Below are 24,360 nucleotides of genomic sequence, written 5' to 3'. Positions count from 1 at the left end.
ACGAGGCAAGTCTAGGCGCGTAGCCTGTTGTCTCAAATGTCGTATTTACCTCGTTTTAGGACATCGTGATGAGACACGTCGGCTTGGTGGTTTTTCCCGGCTTCCAGATCCTCGATATGGTGGCGGTCTCGATCTTCGAGCTGGCGAACCTGGAGGCCGGCCAGCCCGAGTACGAAGTGGAGATCATTTCCGAGCACGGCGGCATGGTGCGCAGCTCGGCGGGTGTCGAGATCGCCACCCGGCCGTTCGGCGATCCAGCGTACGACACCGTGGTGGTTACCGGCGCGATGCAGATCGCGCCGTCGTCACCGGGATTGCTGGCGTTTTTGAACGAGGCGCTCGCCGCGTCGCGGCGTACCACCAGCATTTGCACCGGCGCGTTCGTGCTGGCCGAGGCCGGGATTCTCGACGGCCGCCAGGCCACGACCCACTGGATTCATGCCCGCGATCTGCAGCGGCGCTTTCCGCAGACGCGCGTGGATGAAGACCGCATCTTTATCGTCGACGGCTCGGTGTGGACGTCGGCCGGCATGACCGCGTGCATCGATCTGTGTCTGGCGCTCGTTGAAAACGATCTCGGCGTGGAAGTGTCGCGCGCGATCGCCAAAAAGCTTGTTGTGTACCATCGTCGCACCGGCGGCCAGTCGCAGTTTTCGGCCATGCTGGACCTGGAGCCGAAATCCGACCGCATTCAGAATGCGCTTTCGTACGCCAAAAGCCATCTGCGCGAACCGTTGACGGTCGAACAGCTCGCCGACGTCGCGCATCTCAGCCCGCGCCAGTTCAGCCGCGCGTTTCGCGACGAAACCCGTCAATCGCCGGCCAAAGCCATCGAGGCATTGCGCGTCGAGGCCGCGCGCGCCATGCTGGAAGCGGGCCGCCATTCCATGGAGGCGGTGGCCGCGGAAACCGGTTTCGTCGATACCGAACGCATGCGGCGCGCCTTTCTGCGCGCGTTTGGTCAGCCGCCGCAGGCGATCAAACGCGCAGCGCGCGCGGTGTAACACATGTGATGGACAATATCGGCAACAGCGCCTTAACCCGATATGACCTTCCACGACAAGAGGAACGCGATGAACTACGACGACAGCAATCCCTTCGCAAGGATTCTGCGTGGCGAACTACCCTGCATCAAGGTGGCCGAAACCGATGCCGCTCTCGCCTTCATGGACCTGATGCCGCAAGCCGACGGCCATCTGCTGGTGGTGCCGAAGGAAGCCGTCGCGGAGATTTTCGAGTTGTCGGATGCGTCGACGGTGGCATGCATGCGCATGACACAGAAGCTCGCGATTGCGGTGCGCGCGGCCTTGCGACCGGACGGCGTGTTCATCGGACAATTCAATGGCGCCGCTGCGGGACAAACGGTGCCGCATGTGCATTTTCACGTGATCCCGCGCTGGGAAGGCCAGCCGCTGCGCATGCATGCACGCGATGTCGCCGACGCGGACACGCTCGAAGCGCTCGCCAAACGCATTCGCTCGCATTGGCGCGCCGACTGAGGCGGTGCGTCGCTCGGTCCCACGCGTGGTCATGCGCCGTAACATGTGTAAAGGCCGCTGAAACCAGCGATGCGTGCCGCACGGCTAGACTGCTAGTTGCCTTGTACCCACAGGGCATTGAGTGTGGATCTCTTTTTAGCCTGCCCGAAACGGCAGGCTTTTTTATGTGCACGCTTTCGCGTTGCCTCGCCGCTGCGCATGCGGCATGCGTTAAAAAACCCGCGCGCGGCGGGTTTCATTCATTAGCGATGGTACGGCCCCGGCCCATGGTGCGGCGGCGGACGGCGGTGATGGTGATGCGGCGCCGGCACGCGGCGGCAACGCTTCACCAGACGGCCATGCACCCACACACGCTTGCATACCACACGTGAATGCGCCTCGGCGGCAGTCGGCACGAACGCGGTGGCCGTGCCGTCAGCAGTATCAATGACATCAGTTTGCGCACGAAACCTCCTGTTCGACGGGCCGCGATTTTAGGGCGGCGGGTCGATTCGTGCAGTGCGGCACGCAGGAGGGCCAATCGGCTGGCAAACGCCACGCGTCAGAGACGGTCCCGCGAACGGCGCAGCGGATGCCGCCAGTCGATGCGGCGCGGTCTCACGTGCATCGGTCGCATCTCGTGCAGATGCCGGTGTTCTTGCCACAATTCGTCGGAGAAAAGAAAGGCGACGATGAGCAGCGGAATGACCAGAAACACGCCCAATATCAAGTTCTCGATCACGGTAGCCTCCGATTGCAGGAGCATGAATTCATTGTAGAGCACCGCGCGTACCCGTACCGTGCCGCGCACCTCACAATCGCCGCGTTGGCGCCAGACACGGGCCTGCGACAACGCGACGCCCTGCACGCGCCGGATCCGCATGGCGCCTGGCTTATCGTAAAAAAAGTCCCGTACGGGCACGAGAGCATGCAAGAACTCCTCGCACGGCGCCCTGACTAACTGGAAACCGCGTAGGCCTGCACAAACCAGGCGCATTCAAACCAATAATTCTCAAGGGGAATCCAATGACGACCGAACGCAGCAGCGAACTCACGTTGCGCCCGCTCGAGCGCACCGATCTGCGCTTCGTCCATGAAGTGAACAACAACGCGAAAATCATGCGTTACTGGTTCGAGGAGCCGTACGAAACCTTCTCGGAACTGACCCAGCTTTACGACCAGCACGTGCACGATCTGCGCGAGCGGCGTTTCGTGGCGATCGACAACGGGGGGCAGACCGTCGGCGTGGTCGAATTGATCGAGCTGGACTATATCCATCGACGGGGCGAGTTTCAGATCATCATCGCGCCGCATGCGCAAGGCCGCGGCTACGCGACCCTCGCCACCCGGCTTGCAACCGACTATGCGTTCTCGGTGTTGAACTTGCGCAAGGTCTATCTGATCGTCGACAAGTCGAATACGGCGGCGGTTCACGTCTATGAAAAGTGCGGCTTCAGGCACGAAGCCGAACTGATCGAGGAATTTTTTGGCAATGGCAGCTATCACAACGCCTTGCGGATGTGCATGTTCCAGTCCGAGTTCTTCGAGGCGAATCGACGCGTCGATTGACTCCGCGGAGGCGCGCACGGGCTGCCGTTTGCTGACCCCGCGCGCACCGCTCGTCAACCTGGCACTCTTTATCTTCTGCAAACACACCGTTATTTCGTGATTTTGCTTTAGTCAGTTGAATGACTTTGTGTGCAATGCACCAAATGCACGGATTAATTGTAATAAATCACTTAATTGGTGCCTCTCGTTTACGTGAATACGCGCCGCAAAGCTTTACTGGTTAAAGCGGCGTGCCCTGCCCGTCTTTGAGTTATCCCTTGCAATCACGACTATTTAAGCCGTTGCTCAACGATTAAGCAGGTGCGACGGACGGTGCGACAATTCGTCGCTGTTGCGACCGCACACAAGATGTGCTTGTCGTTCTCTCGCGTTCTCCTAAAGTGCAAGATGCGGGTTCAAAGTTAAAGTTAAATACATAGCTAACCTGAGTATCCACCCGCACCGGAGGAAAATATGAAAATGCGAATCGCCGTTGTTTTCGCCATTGCGGGATTGGCTTCCGCTACTGTTCAGGCGCAAGACGTCATGATCAAGGCGCAGCAAACCATCCAGTTCAAGGCCAACGCATATGGCTGCCTGTCGAAGGATAAACTCGACGCAGTCGACCAGCATGCGCAGGCTGGTGAACAGCAAAAGATGCAGGAATTCTTCTCCGGATATCAATGTGTTTCCACACCGGAAAACTCGAGCTTCCGCGTCGTCCGCGTGGTCGGCCACGACGTCGAATTCGTGAATTCCGGTAATAGCGATACGCAAGGCCTTTGGGCAAACGATCGATTCATCAAGCAATAAGCTGAACGCCGTCCATTCCGGCGAACGCCGGAATGTGATTTTGCGCGCGTCTGTCCTCTGACTTAATAAGCCGGAAGCGGTGAACGTGTGAGTTAAAAATCGGCTGGGCGTGAAAATGCCCGGCCGTTTTTATTTGCGCCCGTTTGCTTCGGTTTGAAACGGACAGAAAAAAGCCGATGCGGATTGTCTCGATCCGCATCGGCAGTACGCCTTCTCGCAAAGCGCAGGGAACAACCGTTAGCGCGTCACGTGCCAATCCGTGTCGATCAATGGGAATCGCGCGGCACCGGAGCGCCGCTCGATCCCACCAGGAAGTCGAGATCCGCGCCCTGGTCCGCTTGCAGCACGTGCTCGACGTAGAGCTTGTAGTAGCCGCGCTTCGGCGCCTCAGGCGCCTGCCATGCGGCGCGCCGGCGCGCGAGTTCCTCGTCGGTGACGTCGAGATGCAGGCGGCGTGCTTCGACGTCCAGTTCGATCATGTCGCCGGTCTGCACGAACGCGAGCGGCCCGCCCGCTGCCGCTTCCGGCGACACGTGCAGCACCACCGCGCCGTACGCCGTGCCGCTCATGCGGCCGTCGGAAATGCGCACCATGTCCGTAATGCCTTTTTGCAGCACCTTTTTCGGCAGCGGCATATTGCCGACTTCCGCGAAGCCCGGATACCCCTTCGGCCCTGCACCCTTGAGCACCATGATGCAATGCTCGTCGATATCGAGCGACTCGTCGTCGATCTTCGCGTGCAGTTCCTCGATGTTCTCGAACACCACCGCGCGGCCGCGATGCTTGAGCAACGCCGCGGTAGCCGCCGACGGCTTGATCACCGCGCCATTCGGCGCCAGGTTGCCCTTGAGCACCGCGATGCCGGCCTTCGGCTTGAACGGCTCGGCGAACGTCGTGATGACCTTCTCGTCGTGATTCGGCGCGTTGCGCACGTTGTCCCAGATCGACTTGCCGTTCACGGTCAGCGCATCGCGATGCAGCAGGCCTTGTTCGCCGAGTTGCTTCAACACCGCCGGCAAGCCGCCCGCGTAGTAAAAGTCCTCCATCAGATATTCGCCCGACGGTTGCAGATTCACGAGACACGGCACGTTCGAACCCAGCTCCCAATCTTCAAGCGACAACTCCACGCCAATGCGCTTGGCCAGCGCGATCAGATGAACGACCGCATTGGTCGAGCCACCGATCGCCGCATTCGTGCGGATCGCGTTTTCAAAGGCCTGACGCGTGAGGATCTTGTCCATCGTCAGATCCTCGCGGACCATGTCGACGATGCGCCGGCCCGCGAGATGCGCAAGCACCTGGCGGCGTGCATCGACGGCGGGAATCGCCGCGTTGTGCGGCAAGCCCATGCCGAGCGATTCGACCATCGAGGCCATCGTCGACGCCGTGCCCATCGTCATGCAGTGGCCGCGCGAGCGGTTCATGCACGACTCGGCTTCGGTGAATTCTTCCTGCGTCATTGTGCCGGCGCGCACTTCCTCCGACATCTGCCAGACACCGGTTCCCGAGCCAATGTTCTTGCCGCGAAACCGGCCATTGAGCATCGGGCCACCAGAAACGGCCAGCGCGGGCAGATTGCACGACGCCGCGCCCATCAGCAGCGCGGGCGTGGTCTTGTCGCAGCCGACCAGCAGAATCACACCGTCCATGGGATTGCCGCGGATCGACTCCTCGACATCCATGGAGGCGAGGTTGCGAAACAGCATTGCCGTGGGCCGCAAATTGGTCTCGCCGAGCGACATCACGGGAAACTCGAGCGGCAAGCCGCCCGCTTCATGCACGCCTTTTTTCACGTACTCCGCCAGCTCGCGAAAGTGCGCATTGCACGGCGTCAGTTCCGACCACGTATTGCAAATGCCGATCACCGGGCGTCCGTCGAATTCGTCGTGCGGGATGCCCTGGTTTTTCATCCACGAGCGATGTAGAAAACCGTCGCGGTCCTTGAGGCCGAACCACGCCTGGCTGCGTAGCGGCTTTTTAGTCTGGTTCGAATCAGCCATGAAATCTCCTGTTGGCAAACGTAGGGGGCGGGGTGCGCGTCAGTGCACGCGTTTGCTGCGGCGGTACTGATCGAACAGCACCGCGAGCAGCAGGATCCCGCCGCGAATCAGGTATTGGTAAAAGGTCGGCACGTTGAGCAGGCTCATGGCGTCCTGCACCGAGCCCATGATCAGCACGCCGACCAGCACACCGGAAATCGTCGCGACACCGCCCGTGAGCGAGACGCCGCCGAGCACGCACGCGGAAATCACGCCGAGTTCGAGGCCAACCGAAGTCTTCGGGTCGCCCAGACTCATGCGTGACGCAAGCATCACGCCTGCAAAACCGGTGACGAGGCCCTGCAATACGAACACTGTGATCTTGATCCGCGTCACCGGCAAGCCCGCCAGCAACGCTGCCTCGCTATTGCCGCCGACGGCCAGCACGTTCTTGCCGAACACGGTCTTCTTCAGCAAAAAGCCGAACAGCACGAAGCCGACGATGTTGCTCCAGATCGGATACGAAATGCCGAGGAACGCGCCGCCGCCAAGGTCGAAGAAACGCTCTTCGGAGATCATCACGGCGTCGCCGTTCGAGGTGATGTAGGCGAGGCCGCGCACGACCTCCATCATGGCGAGCGTGACGATCAGCGAGTTGATCTTGTAGCGCGCGACCAGCACACCGTTGACGAGTCCGACCGCGCCACCCGCGAGCACGCCGGCCGCGACGCCGAGCATCACGCTATGCGTCGCGGTGATCAAGGTGGACGCCACCACGCCCGCGAACGCGACGATCGACGCCACCGACAAATCCACTTCGCCGAGCGCGAGCACGAACATCATCGTCACGGAGATCGAACCGATCAGCGTGACGGAGAGCAGCAAGCCCTGGATGTTTCGCGAGCTTAAAAAATCTGGCACGGTAAACGACAAAGCCGCGAACAGAATCACGAACACCATCACGATGCCGGACTTGTTGACCAGGTCCCAGGTGCGCGCGGCGCGGGCGCTCAAACCCGCTGAGGCGACGGCTGGGGTCGAAGAATCGGTTGAGGGTGTCTGCATAATGTTTATTCCGTTTCTATGGCGCGATTCGATTCAGTTGGCTTCGTGTTGCCGTGTGCATGCGGCTGGCGTCAGCGGGGCAGGGCGAGCTTGATCAGCGCATCCGGCGTGGCCTGCGCCTTGGGCAGATCGCCGACGATGCGGCCTTCCTTCATCACGATCACGCGATCCGCCACGCCGATCACTTCGGCGAGATCGCTCGACACGACGATCACCGTGCGGCCCGCTTCCGCGAGCCCATACAGCAGTCCGTAAATCTCGCTGCGCGCGCCGACGTCGATGCCGCGCGTGGGTTCGTCCATCAGGAACACGTCGATGTCTTCGGCGAGCCAGCGCGACAGAATCACCTTCTGCTGATTGCCGCCGGAAAGCGTGCCGATCGGCGTGTCGCCATTGCGCGTTTTAATCGCGAGCTTGCCGATGAACTCTTTCGCGGTCTGCGCTTCCTTGCGGCCATTGAGCACATTGAAGCGGCTGAAATGGCGGCGGCAACTGATGTTGAGGTTGTCCGATACCGAGGCGATGGAGACGATGCCTTCCTGCTTGCGATCTTCAGGACACAGCGCCACACCCGCGCGCACGGCGTCGCGCGGCGTAGCAAAGCGCACGCGCTTGCCTTTGAGCGTGATCTCGCCGGCAACCGGTTTGACTGCGCCGTAGATGAGCTTCATCAGCTCGGAGCGCCCCGCGCCGACTAGCCCGAAGAAGCCGACGATTTCGCCTTTGCGTGCCGTAAAAGAAGCCGGCTCGCGCAGGCCGCGTCCCATCAATTCTTTGACGTCGAGTTGCACGTCGCCGAGGTCGCGCGAGCGATAGCCATACACATCGGCGATCGAACGGCCGACCATGCAACTGATCAGGCGATCGCGATCGAGTCCTTCACCCGCCTCGAACGTATCGATGCGGCGTCCGTCGCGAAACACGGTCACGCGATCGCACAGTTCGTAGACTTCATCCATCCGATGCGTGACGTAGATGATCGCGCGGCCTTCAGCCTTCAACGCACGAATGATCCGGAACAGTTGCGTCGTCTCACGCGACGACAGCGAACTGGTCGGTTCGTCGAACGCGATCACGCGTGCATCACGCATTAGCGCCTTGCCGATTTCGATCATTTGCCGCTGGCCGATCGAGAGATTCTTCACCTGCTGCGACGGATCGATCTTTTCGCCGAGTCGTTCCAGCTCGCGCACGGCGCGCGCTACCAATGCTTTTTCGTCCAGTATGCCGAAACGATTCGGCAGGGCGCCGAGCATCAGGTTTTCGGCAACCGTCAGTTCCGGCACCAGATGCAGTTCCTGATAGATGATCGCCACGCCCGCCGCAATCGCCGCCTTCGTCGTGATGAACTGCTGTTCGACGCCATCGAGCGACAAGGTGCCCGCCGCGGGTTGATTCACGCCGGACAACACCTTGAGCAGCGTCGATTTGCCGGCGCCGTTCTCGCCCATCAAGCCGTGCACTTCGCCGCGCCGCACTTCGAGCGATACCTGGTCAAGCGCGAGCACGCCGGGAAAACGCACGGTGATGCCATCGAGCCGCAGATAGGGCTCGGTGGACGCGAGCGCAGGCGAGGGCGCCGCTTCGGCGATGTGGGACTCGGTGTGTGAGGACGTCATCGAAAAACCTCAAGCTGGTGAACAACCTATGCGGGCCACTCTCGCGTGAGTGAGAGACGGCCCGCAGCGTGCAAACTCGAATCCCGCTTAAATACCGAGTTCTTTACGCACGTCCTGCCAATTGCCACGCACCATCAGCTTGCCGGTAGTCTGCGTATCGGCGGGCGGCTCCTTGCCGTCCTTGATCCACTCGACGAGGTTCTCCGTGCTTTCCTTGCCGTGCATCGTCGAGCTCACGGCGATCGTGCCGTAGAAGCCCGTCGGTTCCTTCTTCTGGAATTCGGCGAACGCTTCGCCCGCGCCGTTGATGCCGACACCGATCACGTCCGCGGCCGGAATATGCAATTGCTCGGTCGCGCGTACGCCGCCCAGCACGCTTTCCTCGTTGAGCGCGAAGATCACCCACTTCTTGATGTTCGGATGCTGCGCGAGCACCGGCGAGGAGGCGTTGAAACCGCCTTCGTCATCGGTCGTCTTTTGCGGGGCGTCGAAAATGTTTTCCTTCTTGAAGCCGCCGGCGATGAGCGATTGCGTCGCGCCGTCGGTGCGCAGCTTCGCGGTCGGCAATTCGTAGTTCGTGATGCGCAGCGCGCCGACTTCTTCCGGCTTCCAGCCGCGGCGTTTCATCTCTTCGGCGATGGCGGTGCCGACCTGATTGCCGATCTTGAAGGCGGACATGCCCAGATGCGGCACGTTCGGCAGTGGCTTGCCGGTCGAGTCGACCAGCTGGTCGTCGACGGTGACGAACTTCATGTTGTAGCGCTTCGCCCGCGCCTGGATCGCCGGCCCGAGACGCACGTCGGGTGCGCAGATCACGAAGCCTTTGGCACCTTGTGCGCCGAGGTTGTCGATCGCGGCCAGCACTTTCTCACCGTCCGGCGTGCCAATGTTCACCACCGAGAAGCCGTCCTTCTGGCCGAGCGCGCTCGCGGCTTTCTGTTCGTTGATGAACCATGCCTGTTCCGGCATCTTCACGAGGAAGCCGACCTTGAGCGGCGCATCCGCGTGCGCGGAAAGTTGCATGGCAAAAGGCGCGGCGAGGGCGGCGGCCGCCATCGCGGATAGCGTCAAACGGCGAAGCTTGCTGGTCATATCTGTCTCCTGAGGTTGAGAAGCTGCATTGATTTCGTTTAGTTGCAGCGGTTGATGCACGGCGGCGTCAGCCGGGACGTGGATGAGCGTTGGGATGCGTGGCTCGATGGCTGAGCGGATGAACGGCAAAGCGCGTGGCGCGGCGAGCGCGTGGATGTGCGGCGTTGCATGCGGCGCGACGAGCGGCCGGGCGAGCGATAGCGTGTGCGAGTTTCATCGCGATCAGCCCGCCACGTACGCCGTTTTCACGGCGGTCCAGAAGGCCGCGTCCGTTGCGCCATAAGCAGACGCTTTGCGGCCGCCGCCGGGCGCGTGATGCTCGACGGCAGTGGTCGGCAGATTGATCGTGACGAGGCCGCTATGCGCATGACGGCGAAAATGCCGCGCACGATTGAGCGAGCGCGTGCAAATACCGGCGCATAGACCGTAAGCGGTATCGTTCGCGAGATGCAGCGCGTGGTCGTAGTCGTCCGCGCGCAGCACGACGGCGAGTGGGCCGAAGATTTCCTCCCGCGCGACACGGTGCTCGGATTCGCCGATGAAGAGCGCCGGTTCGAAAAAATAACCACGTGTCGCGCGCTCCAGTTGCCGGCCGCCGTGCAGCAATTGCGCGCCTTCCTGCCGACCGATGCGCACGTACTCGAGATTGCGCTCCAACTGCGCGGCGTTGGCCACCGGACCCATGTCCGTGCCGTGCTTCAAGGCATGATCGATCGAGAGTCTGGCGAGCTTCGCCTGCAATGCGTCCACGAACGGTTCGAACACCGCGCCTTCGACGATCAGCCGCGCCGCCGCGGTGCTGCGTTGACCCGTCGAGCCATAGGCGCCGCTCAAGGCGGCTTCGACGGCGCCGTCGAGATCGGCGTCGGCCAATACCACGAAGGGATTCTTGCCGCCCATCTCCAGTTGCACGCGCGCCTGGCGAGCGACGGCGGCTTGCAGCACGCGCGTGCCGATTTCCGCCGAGCCGGTGAAGCTGATCGCCGCCGTCAGCGGATGCGCGGCAATCCGTGCGCCGACCTGGCGGCCGCTGCCCATCACGAGGTTGAACACGCCCGCTGGCAACCCGGCGCGGCTGACGATCGTGGCCAGCGCCGCCGCGCAAGCCGGTGTCGATTCGGCCGGCTTGAAGACGACGCAATTGCCATGGGCAAGCGCGGCGCCGATCTTCGCCGCGGCAATCGCCAGCGGCGCGCTCCATGGCGCGATGATGCCGACGACGCCGAGCGGTTCGCGCGTCACGTCGATCTCGACGCCGGCGCGCGCCGACGCGACGGGCTCGGTGAAGACGCGCAAGGCTTCGGCCGCGCACAGTTTGAAGGTCTGCCCGGCACGCGTCGCCTCGACCAAGGCGTCGGGCAGCGTCTTGCCGACTTCACGCGCCAGCAGCCGGCCGAGTTCGTCGCGACGCGCGAGCATCTCGCTGCCGATGGCGTCGAGCGCATCCGCGCGGCGCTGCGCCGAACCCAGCGACCACTCGCGGAAAGCCGCGTGCGCCGCTTCGATGGCCATATCGGTCTGCCGCACGTCGGCTCGCACATATTCGCCGACCGGGTCGTCCAGGTCCGATGGATTGAGCGAGACACCCGTGGTCGCGCCCGTCTCCCATCCGCCATTGATGTAGTGGCGGAACGGACTTGCAACGAGTGGGACAAGCGGATCGCGGTTCATCGACGGAAAGGCACCACGTGAGGAAGCTCAGAAAGTCCACGAATGGTATGAGCCGTCCCAATAACTTTCCAATCCCTTTTTAGGCTATCCCGATATCAATTCCGGTATGGCATGATGGAGCCTTGCCTTGGCGAACTACCCGGCAGACGGGCGACGAGCCGCCTTGCCAAAAAACACGCTGAACACGTTGGAGACAGGCGATGACGCGTAGCTACTCGAACTGGTTCGTGCGGGCGCGGCTCAAGACGCGGCAGTTGCTATTGCTCGCGGCAATGGAAGAGGAAGGCAACGTCCGGCGAGCCGCGGACGTGCTCGGCATGACTCAGCCCGCGGCGTCACGGCTGTTGAAAGAACTCGAGGACATGCTGGAGGTGAGCCTGTTCGACCGCACGCCGCACGGCATGCACGCCACGTTGTACGGCGAGGTCATGATCCGTCATGCGCGCATGGTGCTGTCGAATCTGAGTCACGCGCACGACGAAATTTCGGCGTTGCGTGCCGGTCTGGCGGGTCAGGTGCGGATCGGCGTGATCGCGGCGGCTGCGGCGACCATGGTGCCGCGCGCGATCGCCAGCGTGAAAGAACGCTATCCGCAACTGCAAATCTGGGTAGAAGTCGAAACCTCGGACGTGATGCTGCCTCGGCTGGCGGAAGGCGAACTGGACATCATGATCGGCCGCGTATTGGAGCGGCAGAACCAGTTCAAGACCGAAGTCCGCTACGAGCCGCTCGCCGACGAGCCGCTTTGCGTGGTAGCGCGTCCCGGCCATCATCTCGAAAATGAGACAGGTTTGACACTGCGCGGAACTGTCAGCGCGAGCTGGGTTTTACATCCGCCGGGCAGCGTTTTGCGTCATCGCTTCGATCTGATGTTTTCGCAAATCGGGCTGAATCCGCCGCAAAACGTGGTCAATACCAACAATTTTCTAGCGATTTCGAGCTTGCTGCTCCAAAGCGACATGTTGGCGGTTTTACCCGACGAAGTGGCGCGTCAGTACCAACAGTATGGCGTTCTGAAGCGGATACCGATCGATTTACCGTGCAGGATGGATACATTCGGTATCATCACGCGCCAGTCGCACCTGCTTTCGCCGGCGGCCTCAGTCGTGCTCGAAGCCTTGCGGGAAGCCGCGGGCGAGGTCTACGGCACCGCTTTCGAACCGACAGTGGCGCGATAAATGCTTCTCCCGTGGTCATGGCAGCCGGCTGACGGCGCGGGAGGAACAGAAGATGTACAACAAACACGGAAAACGGCAACGCGCCGTCGACGATTCTTTTTCAGTTCGCTCCGGTGGAGCGAGCGCCTGGTTTAGCAACGGCATGGCTCTCAAATCGACGATTTACAAGGCGGAACTGCAGATCGCCAACATGGACCGGCACTACTATGCCGACCATGCGCTGACGATCGCCCGCCATCCCTCGGAAACCGATGAACGGATGATGGTCCGCGTCGCCGCGTTCGCGCTGTTCGCGCAGGAGCGCCTCGAATTCTGCAAAGGTTTGTCGGACGTGGACGAGCCGGACCTTTGGCAAAAGGATCTGACCGGCGCGATCGAAACCTGGATCGAAGTCGGCCAGCCGGACGAACGGCGCATCGCCAAGGCGAGCGGCCGTTCGAATGAAGTGATCGTGATCGCCTACGGCGGCCGCACGTCGGACATCTGGTGGCAGGGCGTGCGCAACAAGGTGGAACGCATGCGCAACGTGACGGTGTGGACGCTCGGCGAAGACGTCGCCACGGCGCTCGGCTCGCTGGCCGAACGGACCATGCGGCTGCAATGCACCGTGCAGGACGGCGAAGCATGGCTCGGCAGCGCCGAAGCCGATGCGGTGAAAATTGAATGGACGGTGCTGAAGGCGCCCACCAACGCCTGACGCTTTAGAGGCTCAAAGCTTAAAACTTAAAGCGACGTCACGCGCGCCGCTTCCGGCGGCCCCTTAAGTTCGACCATGTTGCCTTCCGGGTCGAACAGATACAGCGACTGTCCGTAGCCGTCCGCGCCGTAGCGCAACCCCAGTTCACCCAGCCGCGCGCCGTGTTCGGCCAGATGCGCCTTGAGCGCTTCAGCGTCGAACGGATCGATACGCAAACACACGTGATCCATATTCCGCCCTGCGCCCGGCACACCGTTTTCGGCGTGGTCGAGTCGGCCGCCGACCTGCAACAGGTCGATTAGCGAGCGCCCCGCGCGCAACTGTGTCAGGCCCAGATCGCGCTGTTCCTTCTCGACGCTGCAGCCGAGCACGTCGCAATAGAAACGCGACATGGCGTCGACGTTCGTCGCCCGAATGACAACGTGATCGATCTCGCGAATGTGGATTTTCATGTGGAACGCCCCTTGGCTGCTCTCAGACCGGGTGAATTGCCAGTGTAGAAGAAAGGGCGGCGCTGCGAGTGCAGGCCGTGAAACCTGCGTTAAGGGCCGGATCAGGACCGTATGGGCGAAAAAAAGCCCGCTCTATGTGGAGCGGGCTGAATCCATATCAGGAGGAGACATGGAGGAGACAAGTACTAATATACACATCGGCCTGGTGCGACGCAATAACTTTTTAAGGGAAAACCCGATATCGTGCCAAATTGTCGCAGGTTTTCCGCAAAACGGACGCCTGGCGGGGCTTTGGGTCTACGAAGAAGCGCAATGACAGAGCAAGAACCGGAGCGTAGTGTGTCGGCATGCGGCCTACATTGGTGAGCATCGACACCGTCTCTTCGGGACCATCATGAACCGCAAATCTACCGATACCACCTCCAACGCCAGCGACTGGACTTCTGACGACGCGCGCTGGGACGCCGTTACGCACCGCGAATCGCAAGCCGACGGCGCGTTCTTCTACGCCGTCAGAACGACCGGCGTGTTCTGCCGTCCGTCGTGCGCCTCGCGCCTGCCGCACCGTGAAAACGTCGCTTTCTTCACCGATGCCGCTGCCGCGCGTGCCGCGGGCTTTCGCGATTGCAAGCGCTGCCAGCCCGGCGGCCTGCCGCGGGAACTGGAAATCGTGAATCGTGCGTGCGCCGCGCTGGACGCCGACCCGCAAGAGCGCCTCACGCTCGCGCAATTGAGCGACGCCGTGCACGTCAGCCCGTTCCATCTGCAGCGTCTGTTCAAGCGGGTGGTCGGCGTGTCGCCGCGTCAATATCAGGCCGCGCAGCGGGGCGCCGCGTTGCGCGACGCGCTCCAGAGCGGCTCGGACGTCACGCGCGCCACGCTCGACGCCGGCTTCGGCTCGCCGTCGCGGATGTACGACAGCGCGTCGGCCGAACTGGGCATGGCGCCGTCCGCGTATCGCCGCAAGGGCGCGGGACTCACCGTTCGCTATGCCAGCGCGCCGACCCCGCTCGGCTTCGTGCTGGTCGCGGCGACGGAGAAGGGTATCTGCAAAATCGGTTTCGGCGACGACAAAGCCATGCTCGCCGACGACCTGCGCAACGAATTCGCCAACGCCGAGCTGTTGGAAGATACCGAACACCTCGCGCCGTTCATCGCGCAGATCGACGCCTATTTGCGCGGCACCCGTCAGGACTTCGATCTACCGCTGGATATCGCCGCGACGGCATTCCGGCAGCGTGTGTGGGACGCGTTGCGGCGCATCCCGTACGGTGAGACGCGCAGCTATTCGCAGATCGCCGAAACGGTTGGCGCGCCGCGCGCCGTGCGCGCCGTCGCCAGCGCGTGCGCGACGAACCCGGTGGCACTGGCGATTCCTTGTCATCGCGTGGTGGCAAAGGGCGGGGCGCTGGCGGGATATCGCTGGGGTTTGCCGCGCAAGGCCGCACTGCTCGACAACGAGGCGCAGCACGCCGGCGATTTTTCGCGCGGCCAGGCCGAGCGCAACCAGCGCGCCCATGCCGACGCCGACATCGAAACCACCACCAAACTGGACCACGCCGCGTGAGTACGCTTGACGAAGTCGCCACCCTTGAATTGCCGTTCAAACCACCCTTCGACTGGCCGCGCCTGCTGCGTTTCTTCGGCGGACGCGCGACGCCCGGCGTCGAAGCGGTGGAAGACGGCGCGTATCGTCGCGCGATCGATTGGGCCGGCGACAGCGGCACGCTGAGCGTGCGTCTGCATCCGCGCAAGCGCTGCCTTGTCGCGAGCATCGAAGGGCCGGTGAACCGTCACGCCGACGCGCTCGCCGCGCCGATCGCGAAGATGTTCGACCTGCGCGCCGATCCGAAAAAGATCGGCGCCGAGCTCGCCGCGGACCCGTGGCTCGCGCCGCTGGTCGAAGCCGTGCCCGGCTTGCGTGTACCGGGCGCGTGGTCGGGCTTCGAGCTGGTGGTGCGCGCGATCGTCGGGCAGCAGGTCAGCGTGAAGGCGGCGACCACCATCATCGGCAGATTGGTGCAGCGCGCCGGCGAGCGCATCGAGGGGCATCCGCATGAGAACACCGCGTGGCGCTTCCCGACGCCCGCCGCGCTGGCCGCCGTGGATCTCGCACAAATCGGCATGCCGGGTAAACGTGTAGCGGCGTTGCAGGGTTTCGCGCACGCGGTCGCCACCGGCGACGTGCCGCTCGACAGCAACACGGCCGACGCCGACAGTCTGCGCGCCGCGCTGCTCGCGCTACCCGGCATCGGCCCGTGGACCGTCGAGTATGTCGCCATGCGCGCATGGCGCGACGCCGACGCGTGGCCCGCATGGGACCTCGTGCTGATGCAGTCGATCTGCGCGCGCGATCCGTCGCTCGTGCGGCCCACGCAGCAACGCGCCCGCACCGACACATGGCGGCCGTGGCGTGCGTACGCGGCGATGCATCTGTGGAATGAAGTAGCGGACCGCGTCGGCGTCGCGCGTGGCGGTTGAAGCCTCTCGCCCTTGGGGGAGAAAAGCGGATCGCGCGCGAGGCGCGTGGCGGGTAGAGCGATGTGGCGCACGGCCGACGAATTGGCCCGAAAGACAGGCGGATTGGCCCGAAAAAGTGGCGGCCCGGCGTGCTCCGATGAGCCGCCGAAGCGGCCTCAAGCAGCCGTTCTGGCGAGATGTTAAAGTGCCCGCTACTGAAAATTCCGCCGAACGTTGTCAACCGCAGTGCTGCGGCACATGGCGGCCGACAACGCCCGACTCGCATCAATGCCAAACACGACACCCTCCCGCACGACCGACGCGTTCTCGCACCGCCTGTCCGTGCTGACCTCAGGCCCGCAGCGCGGCGCGCTGATACGCGGCCTGCGCGGCATCGAAAAGGAAAGCCTGCGCGTGACGCACGAGGGCAAGCTCGCCTTGACGCCGCATTCGCGCGCGCTCGGTTCGGCGCTCACGCATCCGTCGCTCACCACGGATTATTCCGAAGCGCTGCTCGAACTGATCACGCCGGCTGAGCACGACGTCGCGCTCACGCTCGAGAAGCTCGACACGCTCCACCGTTTTGTCTACGCGGAACTCGGCGACGAGATCCTGTGGAACAACTCCATGCCGGGCCTGCTGCCCGACACGGACGATGGCATTCCGATCGCGCACTACGGCAGTTCGAACATCGGCAAGCTGAAGTACGTGTACCGCATCGGCCTCGCGCTTCGTTACGGCCGCACGATGCAGTGTATTGCGGGCATCCACTACAACTATTCGCTGAACGAAGAAGTGTGGCGGCTGCTGCATGTGGACCAGCAGTCCACTGCGAACGCCGTCGACTTCCAGTCCGACCGCTATCTCGCGCTGATCCGCAATTTCCGCCGCACCAACTGGCTGTTGATGTATCTGTTCGGCGCATCGCCGGCGCTGGATCGGCGCTTTCTGCGCGATCGCAAACACACGCTCGACACATTCGACGCCGACACGCTCTATCGTCCGTACGCAACCAGCCTGCGCATGAGCGACCTCGGCTATTCGAACACCACGGCGCAAGCCGAGTTGCACGCCGATTACGACACGCTGCCGGGCTACCTCGACGCGCTCGCGAAAGCCGTGAGCCAGCCGTATCCCGCGTACGAGGCAATCGGCACGCAACGCGATGGCGAGTGGGTGCAGATCAACACCAACGTGCTGCAGATCGAAAACGAGTTCTACTCGACGATCCGTCCGAAGCGCATCACGTATCCGGGCGAGCGTCCGCTGCACGCGCTGGCCGCGCGCGGCGTGCAATACGTGGAAGTGCGTTGCATGGACATCGACCCTTTCGAGCCGACCGGCATTTCGCTTGAGACGTCGCGCTTTCTCGACGCCTATCTGCTGGTCTGCGCACTCGACGACAGCGCGCTGTTGCCGCCGGACGCTTATGCCGAAGCCAACCAGAACTTCGGCCGCGTCACGATGGAAGGGCGCAAGCCGGGTCTCGAACTGACACGCGACGGTCGTCCGGTTGCGATGACGGACTGGGCGAACGAACTGCTCATCAAGATCGACGCAGCGGCGGCCACGCTCGACACTTTGCATGGTGGCGATGCGCATGCACGTGCCGTCGCGGTTCAACGCGCGAAGCTGGCGGATGCATCGCTGACGCCGTCGGCGCGCGTGCTGCAGACCATGCGCGAGAAGCAGCAAAGCTTCCTCGCATTCGGTCTCGAACAAAGCGAAGCGCACGCCGAGTATTTCCGCACGCGTCCGCTGGATGCCGAGCAGACTAAGGCCTTCACCGATCTCGCCGCGCAATCGCTCGCCGAGCAAGCCAAACTCGAACAGGAAGAAGTTGGTTCGTTCGACGCGTTCGTCGCGGCGTATCGGGCGTACACGCTGAACCGGTTCAGCGTCTGAATAACGCGTGCAGGTGAGGTGACGAAAAAGCGGCCAAGCATGGCCGCTTTTTTATTCCGCGCAGGTAACGTCTACGCAATGCGCGGTCGAGTGTCGAACGCCATCGGCAAAATCTCCGCGCGTTCTGACGATTCTCTGATCCAGATGAAACACCGTACCGACGCCGCGGTCCAAACTAATATGACGCGCACCACAGAGGGAGGATTCAACGTGATGAAGAAAAGTCTGTTGGCCATGCTGTGCGTAGCGGCGGCGGGATGTTCGACGCAAGGGCAGGTCGATCCCGACGTCATGCAAATCGCGACCACACCGTTGACGTGTTCGAATAAAGCGGAATGCGATGTCTGGTGGCAACGGGCGCAGGCGTGGGTGGCGAGCCATTCGACCTACAAGATCGATGCGTCGACCGACACGTTGATCCAGACCGCCGGCCCGGATGGCGGCAAGCGCGCATTGGCGTATCAGATCACGCGCGCCGCGAATCCGGACGGCACGGCAACGATCGGCTTCGCCGCGCACTGCGACGGCTCGATGGGCTGCAAACCGAACCCATGGGAAGCCGGCGCCGACTTCAAGCAATACGTGCGAGGCACTGCGGCCGGCGCGCCGGAGAGTGGCGCCAAACCTCCGCAGGCGGCGCCCGCGACCGCGCATCCGGACGCGTTGCAGGGTCAATCGATCCCGGCGACGAATGGCGAAGCCATCACGCAATAAAGGCTGAAGACGCGCGCGAAGAGTCGAAGGAAAAATATCGTTTCGGCGCGCGTCCGCTTAAAGGCATCGTTAGACTTCAATGCCCCATTGAAGGGCCGACACCCTTGCGTGGCTTGGTGACCCAGACCAGCACCGCGAGCACGAGAAACGCCGCGCAGGAAATGCGGAAGAAATCGTTGGTGGCCATCATATAAGCCTGTGCCGTCACCACCTGATTCAACTGCGCGGTGATGCCGTCGCCGGAGAGCCCGATACCGGCCAGCGCATTGGTATAAGCATTGGTGTTCGCGGCATAGACGTTGACCGAATCGGTCAACATCGCGTGATGGTAGATCGTGTCGTTCTCCCAGTACGTCGTACTGATCGCCGTGCCGATCGCGCCCGACAAGGTCCGGAAAAAATTGGACAGGCCGGAAGCGCTCGCCAGCCGCTCATCCGGCACGCTGGAGAGCGTAATCGTGGTCATCGGCACGAAGAAGCAAGCTACGCCGATGCCTTGCACGAGCCGTGGCCAGATCACGTGATTGAACGGCACGTCGAGCGTGAACGTGGAGTTCCAGAACGAGACGAACGCGAACACGACGAACGCAAAACTCGCCACCACGCGCAGGTTCAAGCGGTGCATGTTCTTGCCGATCAACGGCGACAAGAACAGCGCGAGCAAACCGACGGGCGCGGTCGCCAGACCAGCCAGCCCGGCGGTGTAGCCCATCACGGTTTGCAGCCAGAGCGGGAAAATCACCACCGAGCCGAAGAAGGCCATGAAGCCGAACGAGACGATCACCACGCCGAGCGCGAAGTTGCGATCCTTGAACAGCGAGAGATCGACCACCGGCTCTTTCTCGGTCAACTCCCACACCAGCATGAAGGCGAGCGACACCACCGCGATCACGGCCAGCGTCACGATCAACGTCGAGTTGAACCAGTCGCGATCCTTGCCGAGGTCGAGCACCATCTGCAAGCACGACACGCCGATCACGAGCAGCGCGAGGCCGACCGCGTCGATGCGCTGCTTCGTGGTCTTCGTTTCACGGCCGCGCAGTAGCAGGTACGCGCATACCGCCGAGAACAGACCGATCGGCACGTTGATGTAGAAGATCCACGGCCACGTGTAGTTGTCGGTGATGTAGCCGCCCATCACGGGCCCGAAGATGGGCGCGCAAATCACCGTCATCGCCCATAGACCCAGCGCGAGTCCGCGCTTTTCCGGCGGATACGAGCGCATCAGAATGGTCTGCGAGAGCGGCACCATTGGTCCGGAAACGAGCCCCTGCAACAGCCGGAACGCGATCAGCGATTCGAAGTTGTGCGCGAAGCCGCACAGCGCCGAAGCGATCGTGAAGAGCAACACAGACAGCGTAAACAGCTTCACTTCGCCGACGCGTCGCGCGAGCCAGCCTGTCAGCGGCACCGCAATCGCCGACGCGACCGAATACGACGAGATCACCCAGGTGCCCTGGCTGGTCGCCACGCCGAGGCTGCCGGAAATGGTCGGCACCGCGACGTTCGCAATCGACGTGTCGAGCACTTCCATGAACGTGCCGAGTGCGAGCCCGACCGTGAGCAAGGCCAAGGCGCCGCCCTTGAGCGGGGCGGGTGTGGCGGCGGAAGCCGGGGCGTTCATAATTCTTCTCCTCAGCTGGAAAGCTTGTCGCGGCAGCTTTATCAACCACCCCAGGTGGCGTGCTTAGATGCCGGATCACTCTCTGCCCAGACAGATATATTCAAACGATGACGCTCTTGGAAAACGCGTCCTGGTTAGTATTCGCCGTGTTCCCGCGACGACGCTTCGGATGATTCGTCCAGCGATTCGTGTTGCGGCCCCAATCCGCATCCGGCGCTTGCTCCCGCGTCGATGCCGTTCGCGATGAAACGGCCGAGCAGGTCGATCAACGTGGCGTGATCGGCGGCCGAAAACCCGCGCAGCTGTTCGTTCAGCACCGTCGCGCCCAGACCGGGCAGTTGCCGGGCGGCGTCGTGGCCTTGCGGCGTCAACTCCAGCTTCACCATCCGCCGATCGGTCTCGCTGCGCGAGCGCACGATAAAGCCTTTCTTTTCAAGGCGATCGAGCAGGCGCGTCATCGATCCGCTGTCATACGACATGGCGCGCGACAGTTCGAACGGCGTGCTCGCGCGCCGCGACGACAACATCAAGATCACGCCGATCTGCTGCGTGGTCAGTCCCAGCGGTTTGACCGCACGGTCCGTCCGCTCGACCAGCACATTTCGAGCTTTCGTCAGGTAGTAGCCGAGACTCGATTCGAGGTGAATCTCGTCCGCCTTGTAGGGGCCGTCAGTCATCGTGTATCCGGGAACGTCTCAAGCAGAACGGATTTTAGCTGCCTAAGCAGACAAGTCAAACTTGATTTCGCGTAGTGCGAACGACAGGAAAACAACACGGCCGATGTTCGCGGGGGAAGTATCTTGAAATTTGATTGCATAGTCAATATTATTGTAGGCAACGAGTTACGCGCGACCCGCGCCACCCGAGACCATGTTCTGACCGATTGTCTGCGCGCCGCGACCGCGACGCGCGAAAAAGGATTTCCCTGATGCTGTACCTCAAAAACACGCTTGGCGGCCTGAGCCGCTCCCTGACCGATTCCGCACTGAGCACCTTTCAAGGGCCGCACCGCTGGTGGAAACTCGCGTTGTTCGCCGTGCTGTTTGTGCTGCCTGGCGGATCGGTCGGCGTGGCGGTACTGGCGTGGTTCGAGCATCGGCGGGGACGGAAGGGCGTCAAGACAACAAAAGTCGAGTTGGTGGCGGCGGCCGTGCCTACGGTGAATGCCGCTGTCGTTCCCACTGGCGCGGAAAAGCACGTAGGCCCCGCCGGCGCCTGCCAGGCGCGCGGCGATGCACCGTGCCGGGCCGCCGCCGGTAAGCTGGCCCGCCAGGCCAAGTCGACGGAATCACGGGTTTAACGCCAGGCCGGTAACAGCGCGTAACCTTCGCGGCACCCTCAGTAACACACCTGCCTCCTTCCTCGCATTACCCTTTCAGTTTCCCGCGCCCAGCGGGCTCATACGCTAACATTCCGGCAGACCAAGATCTCGCCCGGCCGGCGGTGCCGCCATTGGCCGCGCCGCGGCGTCCAGAAGGAATTCATTGCATGCAGTCTGATCGAATCTCGCGCGCGCGGATGCTTGCGCCTCACGCCCTGACCATTGCTGTGGCTGCGGCGCTCGCCAGCCTGCTGGCGGCTTGCGCGGTCGGCCCCGACTACAAGCGGCCCGCCGCCGAAATCCCGGCGTCGTACAAGGAAGCCGCGCCCGGCTGGAAAGTCGCTCAACCGGCCGATCAGCAGGATCGCGGCGACTGGTGGAGCATTTACGAAGATCCGCAGCTCAACCCGCTCGAAGAGCGCCTGAACACCGCAAACCAGACCGTCGCCCAATTCGCTGCCGCCTACCGGCAGGCGCGCGCGCTGGTCGGCGAGGCACGTGCGGCGTATTTCCCGACTATCGGCGCGTCGGCGGGTGCAACGCGTTCTGGCAACGGGACGTCGTCCGGCGGCAACTCGACCACCGCGACGAGCCGCTCCGGCGTCAGCAACAGTTTCAACGTGCAGCTCGATGCAAGCTGGGAGCCGGATCTGTGGGGTTCGGTCACCCGCTCGGTGAACTCGCAGAAAGCCGGCCAGCAAGGTGCCGCGGCGGACCTCGCCAACGCACGGCTATCGGCCCAGGCCACGCTCGCCCAGACCTACTTCGCGCTGCGCGCGCTCGATTCGACTCAAAAGCTGCTCGACGACACCGTCGCGGCCTACCAGCGCTCGCTGCAACTCACGCAGAACCAGTACGCGGCCGGCGTTGCCGCGCGCTCCGACGTGATTCAGGCGCAGACGCAATTGCAATCGGCGCAGGCCGCCGCGATCGACAACGGCGTCCAGCGCGCCCAGGACGAGCACGCAATCGCCGTCCTGGTCGGCGAACCGGCCTCGACCTTCTCGATTCCGCCGATGCCGCTCACCGCCACGCCGCCTGCCGTGCCGTCGCAGATGCCGTCCGCGCTGCTCGAGCGGCGTCCGGATATTGCCTCGGCGGAACGCAAGGCCGCGGCGGCGAATGAACAGATCGGCGTCGCCATCGCCGCGTTCTTCCCGTCGCTGACACTGTCGGCTTCCGGCGGCTTCGAAAATTCGGTGTTCTCGCAGTTGCTGACCGCGCCGTCGCGCTTCTGGACGCTCGGCCCGCAACTCGCCGCGACGCTGTTCGACGCCGGCTTGCGGCAGGCCAAGACCGACGCCGCGCGCGCTGCCTACGACGGCGATGTCGCCACCTATCGTCAAACGGTGCTGGCCGCGTTCCAGGACGTCGAGGACAACCTCGCGTCGCAGCGCATCCTCGAACAGGAAATCGTCGTGCAGCGGCAGGCGGTGGACTCGGCGCGTCAGGCGCTCGCCATCGTCACGAACGAGTACAAGGCCGGCACGGTCGGCTACGTCAACGTGCTGACGGCGCAGACCACCGCCTTCACGGCCGAGCAGAAGCTGGAGAACATCGCCGGGCAGCGGATGGTGTCGTCGGTCGGTCTGGTCAAGGCGCTGGGCGGCGGCTGGGACGCGTCGCAGATGAATCGCGAAACAGGTGATGTGGCGGCGCCGGCGCCGCTGCCGGCATCGTCGGCTGCGCCTGTTGCGCAAAGCGCGGCGACGACGCCGTCGCGGATGCACGCCGAGTAGAAGCACTGGCCGTCGAGGCAAAGCAAAAGAGGCATGGCCGCAATCCACGGCCATGCCTCTTTTTTATTGCGTCGACGCCCGGCCGCCCCAACAGGTTCAGCCGCCCCGCGAAGTTAGCGCGCGCCTGCGGCGCAGCGCTGGCCGCCTCGATGAACGACATCGCCGCCGCTTGACCAGCCGGCGCCGCAGCGCCAGGCAGCGTGCCTCAGTGCACGAACGTCAACGCCACCGTGTCCGGTCCGCTCGGCCGCCCCAACAGGTTCAACAAACCCGCGAGATTGTCGCGAGCCTCCGGCGCGGCGCTGGCCGTCCCGTGAAACGACGTCGACGCCGCCGACAGCGTGCCATTGCCGGTCAGCATCAACGGGCCCTTGGTGGTGGTCAGATCGAGCGTGGACGACTCGCCCTGCGCCTGAAACAGCACCCGGTACGAGCCAAGCGGCTTGACCAGCGAGACACGCGAACTGACGTCGGTCAACGTGACCGTCAACTGCCCGAACGCTTCCCGGTTGAAGCTGCGCCAGTCCGACCAGGACAGTTGCACATTGCCCTGCAGATCGAGCGTGTTAAAGGGCGCGCCAAGGCCGCTCAGCAGCGAAGCCGGCACGGCGATCGCGCCGGGCGTGACGGTCGCGCTGCGCGGCGTGGCATCGACGGTGATCGGCTCCGGCATTGCTTCGCTGTGCCGCATGATCATGCGCACGCGGCCCGTAAACAGCGGCCAGAACGCCGTGTGCCATTCGATCCGGCCAGGTAGCAGCGTCGCCGCGCTCATGTCCGAGCCGGCGGCCAGCATCAACGTGGCCGAGCCGTGCCACAGCGAGCCGGCCGGATTGACGAGATTGACGTGGCCGCTCGTCTGTTTGGCGAACTGCGGGGTGATCCAGGCGGCCGGCAGCATCGTCAGCATCACGACCGCGGCGGACAGCACCGCGACCACCAGCCAGGGCAGCGCGACGCGCAAGCGCCGCATCCAGTAATTCATGCGAGATCCTGTGACGGCGA

General features: G+C 63.1%; 23 protein-coding genes. 12 read left to right on the top strand and 11 right to left on the bottom strand.

Features of this window, described 5'->3' with window-relative positions:
• Nucleotides 1–68: 68 nt before the first annotated feature.
• Nucleotides 69–1,004 carry a GlxA family transcriptional regulator gene (locus HF916_RS48885; RefSeq protein ID WP_168795663.1) on the top strand — a complete coding sequence of 312 codons (936 nt, stop codon included), beginning with the start codon at nt 69–71 and terminating at the stop codon, nt 1,002–1,004.
• Between the two features lie 69 nt (nt 1,005–1,073).
• Complete coding sequence (locus HF916_RS48880; RefSeq protein WP_168795662.1) at nt 1,074–1,499, top strand: HIT family protein; 426 nt, start codon at nt 1,074–1,076, stop codon at nt 1,497–1,499.
• A gap of 541 nt (nt 1,500–2,040) precedes the next feature.
• Here the strand turns inward: HF916_RS48880 and HF916_RS51325 are convergent.
• Entirely contained in the window at nt 2,041–2,346 is a 306-nt protein-coding gene (locus tag HF916_RS51325; RefSeq protein WP_240975744.1) for a hypothetical protein, read from the bottom strand.
• Nucleotides 2,347–2,504: 158 nt separating this feature from the next.
• Here HF916_RS51325 and speG point away from each other — a divergent pair, with 158 nt between their 5' ends.
• Together speG and sap1 are read left to right on the top strand one after the other, a co-directional pair.
• On the top strand, nt 2,505–3,047 hold the full coding sequence (speG, locus tag HF916_RS48870) for a spermidine N1-acetyltransferase (protein ID WP_168795661.1): 543 nt from the start codon (nt 2,505–2,507) through the stop codon (nt 3,045–3,047).
• Nucleotides 3,048–3,500: 453 nt separating this feature from the next.
• On the top strand, nt 3,501–3,839 hold the full coding sequence (sap1, locus tag HF916_RS48865) for a surface attachment protein Sap1 (protein ID WP_168795660.1): 339 nt from the start codon (nt 3,501–3,503) through the stop codon (nt 3,837–3,839).
• Here the strand turns inward: sap1 and HF916_RS48860 are convergent.
• From HF916_RS48860 to HF916_RS48835, 6 genes are all read right to left on the bottom strand, one after another.
• Nucleotides 3,829–4,038 (bottom strand): hypothetical protein, encoded by a 210-nt coding sequence (locus tag HF916_RS48860; RefSeq protein ID WP_168795659.1) that lies wholly within the window; start codon nt 4,036–4,038, stop codon nt 3,829–3,831. The genes sap1 and HF916_RS48860 overlap by 11 nt on opposite strands.
• Before the next feature lie 67 nt (nt 4,039–4,105).
• Nucleotides 4,106–5,839, bottom strand: coding sequence for an IlvD/Edd family dehydratase (locus HF916_RS48855; protein ID WP_168795658.1), 1,734 nt, complete (start codon nt 5,837–5,839; stop codon nt 4,106–4,108).
• 39 nt (nt 5,840–5,878) lie between these two features.
• Nucleotides 5,879–6,883, bottom strand: coding sequence for an L-arabinose ABC transporter permease AraH (gene araH, locus HF916_RS48850; protein WP_168795657.1), 1,005 nt, complete (start codon nt 6,881–6,883; stop codon nt 5,879–5,881).
• Nucleotides 6,884–6,954: 71 nt separating this feature from the next.
• Nucleotides 6,955–8,502: an L-arabinose ABC transporter ATP-binding protein AraG gene (gene araG, locus HF916_RS48845; protein WP_168795656.1), complete on the bottom strand. Its 1,548-nt coding sequence runs from the start codon at nt 8,500–8,502 to the stop codon at nt 6,955–6,957.
• 87 nt (nt 8,503–8,589) lie between these two features.
• Entirely contained in the window at nt 8,590–9,594 is a 1,005-nt protein-coding gene (locus HF916_RS48840; protein WP_168795655.1) for an arabinose ABC transporter substrate-binding protein, read from the bottom strand.
• A gap of 222 nt (nt 9,595–9,816) precedes the next feature.
• On the bottom strand, nt 9,817–11,265 hold the full coding sequence (locus HF916_RS48835) for an aldehyde dehydrogenase family protein (RefSeq protein WP_168795654.1): 1,449 nt from the start codon (nt 11,263–11,265) through the stop codon (nt 9,817–9,819).
• Between the two features lie 200 nt (nt 11,266–11,465).
• On the opposite strand from HF916_RS48835, the gene HF916_RS48830 reads away from it, so the two are divergent.
• Together HF916_RS48830 and HF916_RS48825 are read left to right on the top strand one after the other, a co-directional pair.
• Entirely contained in the window at nt 11,466–12,443 is a 978-nt protein-coding gene (locus tag HF916_RS48830; RefSeq protein WP_168795653.1) for a LysR family transcriptional regulator, read from the top strand.
• Between the two features lie 142 nt (nt 12,444–12,585).
• Nucleotides 12,586–13,140, top strand: a complete 555-nt coding sequence (locus HF916_RS48825) for a YaeQ family protein (RefSeq protein ID WP_168795881.1) — start codon at nt 12,586–12,588, stop codon at nt 13,138–13,140.
• A 26-nt stretch (nt 13,141–13,166) separates the two neighbouring features.
• On the opposite strand, the gene HF916_RS48820 is transcribed toward HF916_RS48825, so the two are convergent.
• On the bottom strand, nt 13,167–13,592 hold the full coding sequence (locus HF916_RS48820) for a VOC family protein (RefSeq protein WP_168795652.1): 426 nt from the start codon (nt 13,590–13,592) through the stop codon (nt 13,167–13,169).
• A 394-nt stretch (nt 13,593–13,986) separates the two neighbouring features.
• Between HF916_RS48820 and ada the strand changes: the two genes are divergently transcribed.
• From ada to HF916_RS48800, 4 genes are all read left to right on the top strand, one after another.
• Nucleotides 13,987–15,159 (top strand): bifunctional DNA-binding transcriptional regulator/O6-methylguanine-DNA methyltransferase Ada, encoded by a 1,173-nt coding sequence (gene ada / locus HF916_RS48815; RefSeq protein WP_168795651.1) that lies wholly within the window; start codon nt 13,987–13,989, stop codon nt 15,157–15,159.
• Entirely contained in the window at nt 15,156–16,073 is a 918-nt protein-coding gene (locus tag HF916_RS48810) for a DNA-3-methyladenine glycosylase family protein (protein WP_168795650.1), read from the top strand. Before ada ends, HF916_RS48810 begins: the two co-directional genes overlap by 4 nt.
• 267 nt (nt 16,074–16,340) lie before the next feature.
• Nucleotides 16,341–17,957, top strand: a complete 1,617-nt coding sequence (gene gshA, locus HF916_RS48805) for a glutamate--cysteine ligase (RefSeq protein ID WP_168795649.1) — start codon at nt 16,341–16,343, stop codon at nt 17,955–17,957.
• 213 nt (nt 17,958–18,170) lie between these two features.
• Nucleotides 18,171–18,671, top strand: coding sequence for a hypothetical protein (locus HF916_RS48800; RefSeq protein WP_206002000.1), 501 nt, complete (start codon nt 18,171–18,173; stop codon nt 18,669–18,671).
• Nucleotides 18,672–18,747: 76 nt separating this feature from the next.
• Here the strand turns inward: HF916_RS48800 and HF916_RS48795 are convergent, their stop codons facing one another.
• Nucleotides 18,748–20,295, bottom strand: a complete 1,548-nt coding sequence (locus tag HF916_RS48795) for a DHA2 family efflux MFS transporter permease subunit (protein ID WP_168795647.1) — start codon at nt 20,293–20,295, stop codon at nt 18,748–18,750.
• Between the two features lie 134 nt (nt 20,296–20,429).
• A complete protein-coding gene (locus tag HF916_RS48790; RefSeq protein ID WP_168795646.1) occupies nt 20,430–20,972 on the bottom strand; it encodes a MarR family winged helix-turn-helix transcriptional regulator in 543 nt (180 codons plus the stop codon).
• Between the two features lie 251 nt (nt 20,973–21,223).
• Between HF916_RS48790 and HF916_RS48785 the strand changes: the two genes are divergently transcribed.
• On the top strand, nt 21,224–21,595 hold the full coding sequence (locus tag HF916_RS48785) for a hypothetical protein (protein WP_168795645.1): 372 nt from the start codon (nt 21,224–21,226) through the stop codon (nt 21,593–21,595).
• A gap of 188 nt (nt 21,596–21,783) precedes the next feature.
• Complete coding sequence (locus HF916_RS48780) at nt 21,784–23,355, top strand: efflux transporter outer membrane subunit (RefSeq protein WP_168795644.1); 1,572 nt, start codon at nt 21,784–21,786, stop codon at nt 23,353–23,355.
• A gap of 205 nt (nt 23,356–23,560) precedes the next feature.
• Here HF916_RS48780 and HF916_RS48775 read toward each other — a convergent pair whose 3' ends face one another.
• Nucleotides 23,561–24,340 (bottom strand): type II secretion system protein N, encoded by a 780-nt coding sequence (locus tag HF916_RS48775; protein ID WP_168795643.1) that lies wholly within the window; start codon nt 24,338–24,340, stop codon nt 23,561–23,563.
• Nucleotides 24,341–24,360 lie beyond the last annotated feature (20 nt).

It is taken from the genome of Paraburkholderia aromaticivorans (genome assembly GCF_012689525.1).
In the GTDB taxonomy this organism is placed as follows: Bacteria; Pseudomonadota; Gammaproteobacteria; order Burkholderiales; family Burkholderiaceae; genus Paraburkholderia; species Paraburkholderia aromaticivorans_A.
This window is presented reverse-complemented; position numbering and strand designations above follow the sequence as displayed.